Genomic DNA, 12140 nt, shown 5'->3' on the forward strand with positions numbered 1-12140 from the left:
TGCTCTTTTCATACTGCGCTTTGGTTTTGTCTACACCAGGGGCGTTTTGCCAGGGAACCAATCCTCGAACCCATCGCCAGGTAAGCAAACGACCAGTTGCCACTACCGTCTTGGTTTGTGGTAGCCGAAGAGCTTATGCGTATCATAGTTATGAATGCCACGGACTCAATCGATGCCGGGCGGGCATAAGTCGGGTTAGTGTAACTGAGGCAAGAAGCATGGGTTATGTGCCGTGTAAGATCTGCTACTAAATGATAAACAGAACCGCCAGCTCTAGAGGGCTGGCGGTTTAGTCGAAAGGGGCTTATCATACGTTTATCCGATTGTGTACCCCTTGAATATGAAGGAGATTTGGCTTCTGTTTCTTTTCTAGATTTCATACCTATGAAACAACTCTTTGGGCTGCTGATCAGTTGCTTACTAACTGCTTCCCTTCAGGCGCAAACTAACTATGTAGCTACTACAGCTAATAACAGCTCCCTAGGACAATATAATACCATTATCGGTGTGCAGGCTGGCAATGCAGCTATGTCATCTGTTAACTATAACACTTTCCTGGGCTATCTAGCTGGCCATGGCAACTCAACTGGGTTTGCTAATACATTCCTGGGGGCCAGTGCAGGGGAGTATAATACGACGGGTAGTTTAAATGTATTTCTAGGGTATAGGGCAGGCCATCAGAATACAACCGGTATTAGTAACACTTTCCTGGGTGACGAAGCTGGGGAGGTCAATTCAACGGGTCGTGATAATACGTTTGTGGGGCGTTGGGCTGGCTACCAAAACCTTACGGGAAACAACAACACATTTATGGGGGATGATGCAGGCTACAGTAATTACAAAGCAAATGATAACACATTTATGGGCATTGCTGCGGGCTACGGGAATCGATACGGTTATGGAAACCTTGCGATGGGTAGCCACTCGTTATTCGCGAACGTCACGGGCAGTTTTAATGTGATGGTGGGGGATTCTGCCGGTTTTAAAAACACCACCAGCGGGAGTGTATTTATTGGCTCCAAGGCGGGTTATTCGAATACGAGTGGCGGCACGAATTCCTTTGTAGGTTTTCAGTCTGGCTACTACAATACGAGTGGAGGGAGTAATTCATTTTTGGGATATCAGGCCGGTTATTTAAACACCACGGGTCAGTCAAACACCTTTATGGGCTCAATCGCTGGTATCAACAATACAATAGGATCAAATAATACATTCTTGGGTGACCAAGCCGGTTATACCAATAATAATGGAACTGGGAACACCTTCGTGGGAAGCAGTACGGGTTACAGCACTAGTTCTGGTACCAATAACACGTTTTTGGGTCTTCAGGCAGGGGCGAATAACACGACAGGAAGTAAAAACATTATCATCGGTTCAACATCGGGTACGGGCATTACGACTGGGAGCGATAACATCCTGCTAGGCTATAACAGCCAGGCTGCGAGTAGTGATTTGGTCAATGCGGTTGCCATTGGCACCAACGCCCGGGTTGCCCTGAAGAATGCCATTGTGTTAGGTGACCCCACCAACACCAGTATTGCAGTGGGCATTGGCACCGATTCTCCGCAATTTCCCCTCGATGTACGGGGCACGATCAACTTACGCAATAATGGCAAAATCAAGTTTGCTCACCTTAGCAATCCGCTACGCAACGGTGCAACCGACCAATTCCTGACGGTCAACGAGGAGGGTGAAACGGTGCTAGCCCGCTACCTACTTCGTATAAACAACGCCAGTGATTGGAGTGATAAAGTCTTTGAACCTACCTACCCCTTACGTTCACTGCCTGCTGTTGCTAGGTATATAGCCCAACACGGTCATTTGCCGGGAGTGCCCTCAGTCGAAGAGGTAGTAAAAGAAGGGGTTGATTTAGTGAAGATGAATGCAATGTTGCTGGAGAAGGTGGAGGAGTTGACCTTATACGGGATTCAACAGGATAGCAAGATAAAAGTGCTGGAAGCTAAAGTAAGCGAGATTGACGAATTGAAGAAACTGGTCAGGGCTTTACTCGAGAAGAAATAGCCATGATTTCCCAAGGTTGTTATTTACCCGTACGGCTCGCATCCTGTTGACTAAGAAACTTATCGGCCAGATGGAAGCCATAGGTGGTGATTACGCCTAACAAAACGGCCAGCACGCTGGTAATGGGGAGCCGATAGGGATGAAGTTTACCGGCCTCATCGACACGCCCCCAATCAGAAGGGATAAAGGCCAGAATCTGACTTAGCCCCCCGTACATAATGATCGTTAGTACAAAGCCGATGAGCAATTGGTGGAAGATACCCGACCGTAGCCATTTAATCAGGCGCAGGTCTTTATGCAGCCACTCACCACCAATGATTTTCCAGCCAAAATCCAGATAATGGGCCAAAAAGCAGAGTATAGCATATAAAATCAGGATGGTGGCAAGTACGGTAATTACTGTGTAGAAAGAACTCATCATGGATACTGGGTTGGTCAGATTGGACCGGTTGACCTGCAAAGTAAAGCCCTATCGAATAGAATGATCGGACTTAATAGCTTATTTATTTAAGATGCCCTTATGATTGCTATTCAGGAGTGGTGAAAGTGACGAAAGTGAGGGCCAGAAAAACTATTTATTTTCTGCGCTCTAATGACCTTTTGTAGGTTTTGTAGTGTAGTCGAGTGCACATTTTTAGAAAAACAGACCGTACTTACTTCCATAAATGCAGATTACCTTTCTAGTCTGACATGACGATCATGTCAGGTGACTGGCCTAAATCAGAAGGAATTGAACATCAAACGGTGATGCATCACCGTTCCGTTTAAAAATTAAGCCGAAGCCTTCGGTTTAATGCGCTGGTAAGCTTTTAATCTCACCTTCAACAAATGTATTTAGCTCATTAATAACCTTCATGGCTTCCCGGTCAACCTCTGAGTAATATTCGCGGGTTATTTTTAATGATGTTGCTTTATCCCGAAAATCCATATAATGCGCGGATGGCATGCCAAACGAATAAAAGTTGGTCAACGTAAGCCTATATGACCCCTCATAGGCTTCTATACTGACAGAATACATAGCTGAGGGCCAAAATAGGCTTCCTGAATTTCGCGGTATTCTTTCAATAATTCCTGTAGCAATAACATCACCCAGTAAATTGTCGCTGACCGAAAAGGCCGCTGTTGGCGCTGGCACTTTGATTATAGTGTAAGGGCTGCTAAAAATTGAGCGCGTACTCCGAAATGCGGCCCACCGTCGAACCTGCCGAAAAATGTCCTCTCGACTAGCATTGATTTTATGAGTACCCTGATAGTAGATATGTCCGTACCGCATAGGCATAATGCCTAATGCTTTACCATCTTCAACCTCAACAGGGATAAGGGATGAGCAACTGAATAGAGAAAAAGAGATTAATAAGAAGGAAAGAAACTTCATGTTATCAACTATGCTGCGGGTTACTAATTGGCAAAAAAGAGCCCGACGTCGGGGCGGGCGAAAAAATATTATGAGAGTAGTCTTCTCTTTTGCACGTCGAACTCCTCTTCGGTTAATAATCCATCGTCCTTAAGGGCTTTTAATTTCCTAAGTTCCTCATCCAGCGAAACAGGTGTGGTTTGCAGGCGTTCATTTAGTACTCGTGCTCCGGCAACATCTGAATTCCGCTGTTGTGCCTCTAGCATTTGCTGTTGAAACTTGGCGCTGGATTTTGATTGAGACGCAAATACAGCTATAAATCCAATTAATGGGCTGAGAATAAGCGAAATAATAAATGCGCCAAAAAAGCCAATTTTACGATCAGAGCCTACTGCGCCGGCTACAAATGATAAAACAATCCAAGAGAAAAATATTGCCATTATATGAAGGTTTAGGGAGTGAAATACAAAGTATACTATTAGCAAATATTACTCCAACTCCTGTTACTTAATAATATAAAAAAGTAGCATCCGACGTAGTAAAAAGCCCGGATGCTACATGAACATTTGTTACTTAATCTACAAAGAAACGGAATGTATTATATAGCAGCAACGGGATAAAACACGTACTGGTAACGGGGGAATCCTCATATTCATTCGACACAAAAAACGTCTTAACCTTGCAGTTTTTTGTCTTTGTTACATGCCTTCATATGTTTCGAATACCACTAATGCAACACCCGAACTACTCAAATACGCTATAGCTGCCTTGAGACAAATCTTCAGCTTCGGTTATCATTATATGCGGGTAGGCATTATGCTCACTGATCTGGTGGCGGAAGATTACCGAAAAACTACGCTGTTTACCAGTGGCCCCGATGAGCGGTTACTGAAGCTGGCCAAGGTGGTGGACAAGGTAAACTACCGCTATGGTAAGGATAAGCTGAGACTGGCTTCGCAGCTATATAATCCCGAGTGGCCCTATCATCAGAAGTATTTATCTCCTTGCTACACTACCCGGTGGGAGGATGTATTGGTAGTTAAATAATATAATCTGACATCATGCCCTTCTTCTTGAAACAGACTTTGGCCTATACACAACCTGCCACAAGTCTACTTCTATAAAAGTCTTACAGATTGGCTCAATGCAGATGCAGATGCAGATGCAGATGCAGGCATGTTACATTTTGACGGTTCTGTAGCTTTCAACATCACACAACATGAGATGCTTTTTCTGATGTGGTTGATTGACTATCGGGAGGGTGATATGTCACGGATTACCCGAGTCATTTGAACAAAGAAAAAGACCAGCTTCAGTCAAGTTCAGGCCATTGATCACTTAGCGGAAGAATATTCTGAGTAAGCATCAAGATCTGATACACATCTCAGTACGGTATAATTATTGCTATAAGGCCTTTAAATAAAAAATAGGCCATTTTGCATTTATTTTAGAAAATTGATTTGCTCGTCTGCTAACTTCGCATTCCTGCAGGAATGCGAAGTGATGGTAAAAGTGCATTTAAAATTTCCTAAATTTTGTATTTTTCCAACTTTTGTCTTTATGATTACGTTTATTTAAAGAGGATACTCCAAAGTCACTATGATAACTGGTTTAATATATAAATGCAGTTTCATATATGTGAACTATAAAGTAGGTCAATCAATACTTAATGTGTTTTGAACTTGTTACCTAAAGAAATTACGCCCAATCCGTTATTAAACTCATCAGTAGAACTCAGATTTGTAAATGAGTTTTCAGCAGAGTTTATTAACGAAATTTTACCAAAAAGTCTAAAGCAAAACTTTGATATGGAGAGGGATAATAATTCTCCGCAGAGTAGGGTTTTAGATCCAAATGATAGCGTAGTCTTCAAAAATGAGGCTTTTATGATCATAGTAGATAAAAAGTCAGTCATATTTGAGAATGCTAAACACTACCAATTATGGGACCGTTACTTTCCATTTATTAAAGCAGCTACAAATGCTATTACTCCTAATATTCAGTCACCTTTGGAGCGAATCGGGATTCGATATGTTAGTTTCTTTGCAAAATCGGACAATCAAAAAATGATGCTTAAAAAGCCATTTTTAATGATTGAGAAAGAATTAGGGGAAATAAAAGACGCAGGTTTTTATGGAAGCTATGCTTTTTCAAAAGGTAAGTTCAATTGTTATATTCAGTTTGGTAGTGGGCTTAAATTGCCTGGTGAAAAAACGATTAAAAAGGGATGCGTTATAGATTTAGATTTATCAGTCGAAGATGATTTACCTAATGTTGACAGTGACGCCATATTTACTGTAATTGACGAACTGCATACTGAGGAAAAAAAACTTTTTCTGCTAGTTTTGAATGATGATTTTTTAGGCTCTTTAAACGTAATATATTAATATGGAAACGTGTGCGGTTGAGAGTCGATTCGAATATGATAGCATTAGTAAGTTTGTTTTAGGCCATACTAAATCCTCCTACGGCAATATTGCCGTTAGGCCTCACCATGAAGAAGAAACTCATGCTATGAGGCTTCTTCCAATTTTGGAAGATGCTAAGGTTGTTTCTCTAAGAGAAAAGATTAATGTGGAAGTTAAGCGATATGCCCATTATCTAGCAATAGATGAGGAGGCTATTAAAGAAATGACGGATGAATTATCCACAATAATTGCAACATTAAACTATAATAAAATTATTGTGGAGGTAACTCCATCATCAGCAATAAAATTTAAAATAAAACTGGACGAACGTAGACAAATTAACATCACCAAACCTCTTGCTAGCTCAGAATTGAATAAAGAGGACGTTGTATTTAGTATCTTTAATGGCAAGACCCTCTTAATAAGTGATGTCAAAAACATTTATGTATTGGTTCAGGGAATTATTTCTTCTTATAAAGAGAAAGATTAGTTTGACAAATAATAACTACCCTAAACCTTTAGTGCCAACCCCTAAGCATAAACCGAAAATGGATCTAGCATCAATACAAGCAGATCTATTACTAGTTAGGCGATCAAGTATGTCTGTCGATGAAACATTTGATGATTTTGACGAATTGAGGGAACAGGCTTTAAAGCCAATTGATATGCCAAACCTATCTCTTAATTTACTGGGAGGTGGTTTTCAGGTTAGGCACATTGATTATATCCAACAAAAAAAAGCATCGCAATCTTGGAAAGGAGATAATGTTGAACTGACTGAAGATATATTAGAGTGCATTAAAGAAGAGCCAGACTCTGTCCCTATATTTTGGCGATATCGTGATTTAAATGGGCAAAACTTTGATTATGGTCGCCCTTTAGAGCATTTTGATAGACAGTTGCTTTTTAAGTTAGGGTATAATTTAAACGATTATAAAAAGGGTGACTTATTTCCTTCGGTAGGTGAAACTCAAATCGTTCACTCTCCTACAATCTCTAATTATTGGCATGTAGAAATGGGCATAGTTCAAATAGTTGACAAGAAACCATTATTGCGTAGAAACGCTGATTCAGTGTGGAGAGAAGCAGCCTTCCAGGTGATTTTGGATGTTATCACCAAAACAGCCTTTAAAGATATTAACGAAGCTGGGCAAAACTATCTAATAAACCAATCTGACTATTTTAATTAATATCCTTATATTCTGGGCTTTTTTCAGGTTGTATCCTGAATCCCACACTTCTGATTTTATTGCTTCGTCGAAAGATAATCTCGATTATGCTTAATCCGGAGTCACATTTGCAGCATATTGGCAACCGAACCCAAGTGTCTATTTAATACTAAACGATCTTACTGAATCGTATTCTTGTCTATACGAGATTCAATAGTCTGCTGAACACTCTGAGACACATTAGATAGCAGATCATAACCTGTCTGCTTCTCTATCTCGTCAACACTAACCCGATAATTACTCCATAGCTGTGGACCCACTGCATTTGTGTTCGGTATCCAGACCGCAATAACACGTGTTTGAGCGTTTATTCTATTTACATCGTCCGAACCCACAGGCAGTACTACAATCACCTTCCAGAGCGTAGCAGGAACGCTTAGTTTACCACTAGCTAGTGTAGTTGCTTTGCCGTTGTCTCCTTCTCCTCCCTTACCCGCCGTTCCGGCAATGATGTACAACTCGTTTCCCTTGCTAACTAAGTCCCGACAATAGTCCTCCAGTCGTAGCCAGGACTGCCGATTAAACTGAGGGGCTTGGGGTACAATGTTAGTTAGGATAAATGTAGTTCTATTTTCTTCTGCTGTACTGTCCCGATCATCGGAAGGGCAAAGATGACCACGGTCGAAGCCGGTATTCGTGTAGTCAGCATGTCTAGCCTGATACCATGAGGATGGCAGAGATTGATCAGGAATGAAGTTACCAGCGTAACGAGTTGCTGATCCTTTCCAGGCAGTGGATAGATGCCAGCTTACCCAGTTCGCTATACCAGTAGCGTTATTGTAGGAAATAGAATAAGTCGGCCGATTAATCAGGTAAGCGTTAGGGCTGGATTCTGTTGGCTTAGCGCCGTCAGGATTACCCATAGCCATGTTGTTGTCTCGGTTAGGCGTGGTATTCTGTGGGACATCAACTGATGGCTGTTTACACGCATTAAGCGTGAGCGTAATTATTAAAAGCCATAAACTGAGATGAGTGCGATATATCCAGCGGCTATTTATCATTTTACTATTAAGAGCCTTGCTGTGTATCAAATTGTGTATCAAAAGAAAAGGCACTTACAATTTTACATCGTAAGTGCCTGATTACTAGGTGGGAGTTGACGGGTTCGAACCGCCGACCCTCTGCTTGTAAGGCAGATGCTCTGAACCAGCTGAGCTAAACTCCCTTTTATTGTCCAGCCGTTGGCTGCGCTTGGGACTGCAAATATAGAGGGGTGATGGGCCTTTTTCCAAGCATTAACTTAAAAAAAAGTGAAGTTTTTTTTAAGTGTCTGGTAACCAATCTGCAAGAGCTATTCGAAATTTAAATATAACGTTACGGTGTGCGTCGAGAGTCGGCTAATGCCAATGCCGGCTGCATTGCTGGTTGGATTATAAAGGTTCAATAAACCATGAGAGAAGCGAATTTCCGGCGCAAATTTGAAGAATTCGAAAAATTGCTCGAAACCGATGCCATATTCTACTGCCAAATCCATGGTACGTGTACTAAGTCGGCTAGCACCCTGATTTTCCTTTCGACGTACATTGGTTTCGATACTAAAGGCTCCACCTGCTAATAAATACATTCGCGAATTGTTACGTCGTTCCGATTTGTATTTTAATAACAAAGGCAAATCGACCCAGGTTGATTCGCGTACTTCAGTTTTCGATATGCCGCTTGGATAATCGTATTGAACTTCACGGCTGAATAGCGATACAGAGGGCGTTAGCCGTAAATCAAAACGGTCGTTTAGAAAGGCGTTGACTACGAAACCGACCCGAAAGCTCGCTTTGTTAGGCGAATATATCCTGTAAGCGGAATCAGCAGTAATAAACGCTGGACTGTATTTTACACTGAAGCGCGTAACGGGGGCCGCAAAAAAGAAACCGTAATGAATCGTTTTATCATCATAACGCTCCAAATGCTTCACTACGTATTTGTAGTTCTGAGCCTGAGTTGTTAGCTGAACCAGTAAAAAAAACAGAACTGTCAGGCCCTGTTTTAGCGGCAATGACGTTGATGAACTGGTCATGGCTGAGCCAGCTTGCGACCTACATAAATCGACGCGATGCCGAAGGTGAGCGGTATCCATTTCGTGTTGGTAAATCCGGCGGCTTCGTAGATGCGTAGAAAGTCTGGCCCATCGGGAAAAGCCTGTACCGATTCTGGAAGGTAGGTATAGGCCGATGCGTCTTTACTTACTAAGCGCCCAATAAGCGGCAGAATGGTCCGGGAATAAAACCCGTATAATTGTTTGAACGGAAATTGTCGCGGATTCGAAAACTCCAGCACAATGCATACTCCGTTGGGACGTAGCACACGATGCATGTCGGTTAATCCTTTTTGTAGATTCTCGAAGTTGCGTACACCAAACGAAACGATGACAGCATCAAATTCATTGTCCGAGAACAACAAACCTTCTGAATCGCCCAAGCGCATATCGATAATCGAGTCTACTCCACGCTTCTTCATTTTCTCGCGCCCAACAGCCAGCATGCCCTCCGAAATATCGACGCCAACGATTTTTTCCGGGTTTACGGAAAGTGCTTCCAGAGCAAAATCGCCGGTTCCGGTTGCAATATCAAGAATCGTTTTGGGTGCGTATTTTTTTAACTCGCGAATAGCTCGTTTACGCCAGAGAATATCAATTCCACCACTTAATACGTGGTTGAGTAAATCGTATTTGGGTGATATACTGTCGAACATCTCCGCAACCTGCTCGCGCTTCGATGTGTCTTTATCTTTATAAGGAACAACGGCCATAAGTAAAGAGCGAAAGAGTGAAGAATGAAAGAGCGAACCTGTAGCGTCTTTTTTGCTCTTTCATTCCGTTTCGGCGGTCTGATTTCGCTCTTTCACTCTTTAATTCTACAAAGATAGTATCAGAACGGCAGGGGTTTATCGAAAGTTTGTCATTTCAGCATTCAATTCGTAGTTTCGACGTAGTGCTGTTTTTGTTCTACAACCTGACTGAATATGCTTCCTTCCATTCTTTACCTGTTACTTGGTTTTCATTTCGTTACGTCGTCGGTGCCCAGCGGTGAAGATCCCATTCTGCAAAAAGCTCGCAAAATTCATCAGCGCGTGTTGACTCTCGATACCCATGCCGATGCGCCCATTATGATGCAGAAACCCGGTTTTGATGTGGGTGTTGCACATGACACCAAACGCGACGGATCGCAGATTGATTTTCCAAGGATGAAACAGGGGGGGATGGATGCTATGTTCTTTGCCGTTTATACATCGCAAGGGCCACGTACGGATTCGGGACATGCTGAAGCGAAACGTAACGCGCTGAATCAGTTTTCGCTCATTCACGAAGGACTAAAAAAACATGCCGATAAAGCCGAACTCGCTACGTCGCCAGCGGATGCGTACCGGATTCAGAAGTTGGGCAAACGGGCCGTGTTTATCGGTATGGAAAATGGTTATCCGGTCGGCAGTGATTTAGGGATGCTCAAAACGTATTACGATCTGGGTTGTCGGTACATGACGCTGACGCACTTTGCTAACAACCTCATCGGTGACTCATCGACCGACCCCGATGGGCCGATGTATGGCGGCCTGAGCGATTTTGGCAAGAAAGTAGTTCCGGAAATGAATCGGCTGGGTATTCTGATCGACGTATCGCACGTAGCAGATAGTACGTTCTATGATGCTTTGGCGCTATCGAAAGCACCGTTAATTGCATCACACTCCAACTGTCGTGCACTTTGTGATTTTCCCCGGAATATGACTGACGATATGATTAAGGCTATTGCGAGTAAAGGTGGCGTGGTGCAGGTGAATTTTGTGAGTGATTATCTCAAAAAACCATCAGATGAACACCGGGCGGCTAAAACCAAAATTCGGATGTCGCGCGTGGGTAAAGTGCCTTCGGCTGATATGGAAGCACGTATTGCGGCAATGAGTGATTCGGTATCGAAAGCGTATGCGTCGGAGCGGGCCAGCTTGTCGGACATTGTCGACCATATTGATCATATTGTGAAACTGGTGGGTATCGATCATGTAGGAATTGGTTCTGACTTCGATGGTGGGGGAGGAGTAAATGGTCTGGAAGATGTAAGCCAGATCGAAAATCTGACCGTTGAACTTGTACGTCGGAAATACTCGGAGGCTGATATTGCCAAAATCTGGGGCGGTAATCTGCTACGTGTGCTAGGCAAAGCAAAGGTGCCAAACTAACGAGCGATGACAGCAGTCGGGATGGTTTACTTGTGTGGTCTACACAGTCTTGGATTCGCTGTCTTTCATGCGTTCTTCTGGAAAATTTTTGACTGGAAGCATGATTTGAAAAACAGCAGCGTTCCGACTCGAGCTATCATTCAGATTGCCAATCTACGGCTGATTCATATTTTTCTACTAGCTGCCGTACTCTGTCTCTGGCTTCCTGATGAGCTAATCAAGACGAAGGTTGGACAGGTATTTCTGGTTGGTATGTCGTTATTTTGGCTGGGTAGAACAATTGAGCAATTTATTTTTCTACCCTATAGCCAACCCTTTATTCACGTATTAACTGTTCTGTTTGGGTTGGGTGCCTTGCTATTTGCGTTGCCGATTTTAGTGTAATTCTGTACGTTTTTGGGACGCTACGTATCAGTGAGGGCTATTTGACACCTAGTACTCCAACGTAGCACAGGCCAAGATCGTCGTGCTACGTTGAACAATTTTGTCGCTTTTACTCATACCTAAACGATACCTTATGTCTCCTGAAGTTGTTTTCCAGCTGGCTAGTACGTTAGTGCTGCCGCAATGGTTGCTCATGGCTTTTGCTCCGCGTTGGTTCGTAACAAAATGGCTGATGAATACGTATCTGATTCCGGTTTGTCTGGGCGTTGTGTATATCATCTATCTTTTTGGCGATGGACCGATTGATTTTAATGCGTTTGGCTCATTGCCCGGTGTGAAAAATCTGTTTTCTACAGGTAGTAACGGCGTTATGCTGGCAGGTTGGGTACATTACCTTGCTTTCGATTTAGTTGCCGGTTCAGTTATCGTTCGCGATGCGCAGGAAAAAGCCATTCCGCACTGGTTTACCATTATTCCATTATTTTTCTGCTTTATGCTAGGGCCAGTGGGGTTGCTGCTATATTGGCTCATTCGCTTGATACGTACACGAACAGTATCAGCCTGATAACCGTTGAACGC

The 12140-nt window shown here is 42.9% G+C and carries 14 protein-coding genes and 1 tRNA gene; 8 read left to right on the forward strand and 7 right to left on the reverse strand.

Translation table 11 applies throughout. The features are described 5' to 3' along the window. The first annotated feature begins 384 nt into the window (after positions 1-384). Positions 385-2022 (forward strand): hypothetical protein, encoded by a 1638-nt coding sequence (locus ACYVD4_RS26265; RefSeq protein WP_460950770.1) that lies wholly within the window; start codon positions 385-387, stop codon positions 2020-2022. A gap of 19 nt (positions 2023-2041) precedes the next feature. Here the strand turns inward: ACYVD4_RS26265 and ACYVD4_RS26270 are convergent, their stop codons facing one another. The 3 genes from ACYVD4_RS26270 to ACYVD4_RS26280 all read right to left on the reverse strand — a co-directional run bounded on the left by ACYVD4_RS26270 (position 2042) and on the right by ACYVD4_RS26280 (position 3816). Next, complete coding sequence (locus tag ACYVD4_RS26270; protein ID WP_460950771.1) at positions 2042-2443, reverse strand: hypothetical protein; 402 nt, start codon at positions 2441-2443, stop codon at positions 2042-2044. A gap of 369 nt (positions 2444-2812) precedes the next feature. Further along, positions 2813-3397: a hypothetical protein gene (locus ACYVD4_RS26275; protein WP_460950772.1), complete on the reverse strand. Its 585-nt coding sequence runs from the start codon at positions 3395-3397 to the stop codon at positions 2813-2815. A 68-nt stretch (positions 3398-3465) separates the two neighbouring features. Beyond that, positions 3466-3816, reverse strand: coding sequence for an SHOCT domain-containing protein (locus ACYVD4_RS26280; protein WP_460950773.1), 351 nt, complete (start codon positions 3814-3816; stop codon positions 3466-3468). A 262-nt stretch (positions 3817-4078) separates the two neighbouring features. On the opposite strand from ACYVD4_RS26280, the gene ACYVD4_RS26285 reads away from it, so the two are divergent. The 4 genes from ACYVD4_RS26285 (at position 4079) to ACYVD4_RS26300 (ending at position 6974) form a co-directional block, all read left to right on the forward strand. Beyond that, positions 4079-4423, forward strand: a complete 345-nt coding sequence (locus ACYVD4_RS26285; RefSeq protein WP_460950775.1) for a DUF4113 domain-containing protein — start codon at positions 4079-4081, stop codon at positions 4421-4423. Positions 4424-5052: 629 nt separating this feature from the next. Then, positions 5053-5763: a TIGR04255 family protein gene (locus ACYVD4_RS26290; protein WP_460950776.1), complete on the forward strand. Its 711-nt coding sequence runs from the start codon at positions 5053-5055 to the stop codon at positions 5761-5763. A gap of 1 nt (position 5764) precedes the next feature. Then, on the forward strand, positions 5765-6274 hold the full coding sequence (locus tag ACYVD4_RS26295; protein WP_460950778.1) for a hypothetical protein: 510 nt from the start codon (positions 5765-5767) through the stop codon (positions 6272-6274). A gap of 109 nt (positions 6275-6383) precedes the next feature. Further along, positions 6384-6974, forward strand: a complete 591-nt coding sequence (locus tag ACYVD4_RS26300; protein ID WP_460950779.1) for a hypothetical protein — start codon at positions 6384-6386, stop codon at positions 6972-6974. A 158-nt stretch (positions 6975-7132) separates the two neighbouring features. On the opposite strand, the gene ACYVD4_RS26305 is transcribed toward ACYVD4_RS26300, so the two are convergent. The 4 genes from ACYVD4_RS26305 to ubiE all read right to left on the reverse strand — a co-directional run bounded on the left by ACYVD4_RS26305 (position 7133) and on the right by ubiE (position 9755). Continuing rightward, entirely contained in the window at positions 7133-7882 is a 750-nt protein-coding gene (locus ACYVD4_RS26305) for a DNA/RNA non-specific endonuclease (RefSeq protein ID WP_460950781.1), read from the reverse strand. A 221-nt stretch (positions 7883-8103) separates the two neighbouring features. Next, positions 8104-8178: transfer RNA gene (locus ACYVD4_RS26310), tRNA-Val, on the reverse strand. Between the two features lie 126 nt (positions 8179-8304). After that, positions 8305-9024: a type IX secretion/gliding motility protein PorT/SprT gene (gene porT, locus ACYVD4_RS26315; protein ID WP_460950782.1), complete on the reverse strand. Its 720-nt coding sequence runs from the start codon at positions 9022-9024 to the stop codon at positions 8305-8307. Beyond that, positions 9021-9755: a bifunctional demethylmenaquinone methyltransferase/2-methoxy-6-polyprenyl-1,4-benzoquinol methylase UbiE gene (ubiE, locus tag ACYVD4_RS26320; RefSeq protein ID WP_460950783.1), complete on the reverse strand. Its 735-nt coding sequence runs from the start codon at positions 9753-9755 to the stop codon at positions 9021-9023. The genes porT and ubiE overlap by 4 nt, the downstream gene beginning before the upstream one ends. A 213-nt stretch (positions 9756-9968) precedes the next feature. Here ubiE and ACYVD4_RS26325 point away from each other — a divergent pair, with 213 nt between their 5' ends. From ACYVD4_RS26325 to ACYVD4_RS26335, 3 genes are all read left to right on the forward strand, one after another. Beyond that, the gene (locus ACYVD4_RS26325; RefSeq protein ID WP_460950784.1) at positions 9969-11177 is read left to right on the forward strand and encodes a dipeptidase; all 1209 of its coding nucleotides are present in this window, start codon (positions 9969-9971) and stop codon (positions 11175-11177) included. A 6-nt stretch (positions 11178-11183) separates the two neighbouring features. Next, positions 11184-11561, forward strand: coding sequence for a hypothetical protein (locus tag ACYVD4_RS26330; protein ID WP_460950785.1), 378 nt, complete (start codon positions 11184-11186; stop codon positions 11559-11561). A gap of 133 nt (positions 11562-11694) precedes the next feature. Continuing rightward, complete coding sequence (locus tag ACYVD4_RS26335; RefSeq protein ID WP_460950787.1) at positions 11695-12126, forward strand: ABA4-like family protein; 432 nt, start codon at positions 11695-11697, stop codon at positions 12124-12126. Positions 12127-12140 lie beyond the last annotated feature (14 nt).

It is taken from the genome of Spirosoma daeguense (genome assembly GCF_054776875.1).

What these genes read in the sequence shown, in the direction of transcription:
- ACYVD4_RS26265 (WP_460950770.1), top strand. Translation starts at nt 385, where the DNA reads ATGAAACAACTCTTTGGGCTGCTGATCAGTTGCTTACTAACTGCTTCC.
- ACYVD4_RS26270 (WP_460950771.1), bottom strand. Translation starts at nt 2,443, where the DNA reads ATGATGAGTTCTTTCTACACAGTAATTACCGTACTTGCCACCATCCTG.
- ACYVD4_RS26275 (WP_460950772.1), bottom strand. Translation starts at nt 3,397, where the DNA reads ATGAAGTTTCTTTCCTTCTTATTAATCTCTTTTTCTCTATTCAGTTGC.
- ACYVD4_RS26280 (WP_460950773.1), bottom strand. Translation starts at nt 3,816, where the DNA reads ATGGCAATATTTTTCTCTTGGATTGTTTTATCATTTGTAGCCGGCGCA.
- ACYVD4_RS26285 (WP_460950775.1), top strand. Translation starts at nt 4,079, where the DNA reads ATGCCTTCATATGTTTCGAATACCACTAATGCAACACCCGAACTACTC.
- ACYVD4_RS26295 (WP_460950778.1), top strand. Translation starts at nt 5,765, where the DNA reads ATGGAAACGTGTGCGGTTGAGAGTCGATTCGAATATGATAGCATTAGT.
- ACYVD4_RS26300 (WP_460950779.1), top strand. Translation starts at nt 6,384, where the DNA reads ATGTCTGTCGATGAAACATTTGATGATTTTGACGAATTGAGGGAACAG.
- ACYVD4_RS26305 (WP_460950781.1), bottom strand. Translation starts at nt 7,882, where the DNA reads ATGGCTATGGGTAATCCTGACGGCGCTAAGCCAACAGAATCCAGCCCT.
- porT (WP_460950782.1), bottom strand. Translation starts at nt 9,024, where the DNA reads ATGACCAGTTCATCAACGTCATTGCCGCTAAAACAGGGCCTGACAGTT.
- ubiE (WP_460950783.1), bottom strand. Translation starts at nt 9,755, where the DNA reads ATGGCCGTTGTTCCTTATAAAGATAAAGACACATCGAAGCGCGAGCAG.
- ACYVD4_RS26325 (WP_460950784.1), top strand. Translation starts at nt 9,969, where the DNA reads ATGCTTCCTTCCATTCTTTACCTGTTACTTGGTTTTCATTTCGTTACG.
- ACYVD4_RS26330 (WP_460950785.1), top strand. Translation starts at nt 11,184, where the DNA reads ATGACAGCAGTCGGGATGGTTTACTTGTGTGGTCTACACAGTCTTGGA.
- ACYVD4_RS26335 (WP_460950787.1), top strand. Translation starts at nt 11,695, where the DNA reads ATGTCTCCTGAAGTTGTTTTCCAGCTGGCTAGTACGTTAGTGCTGCCG.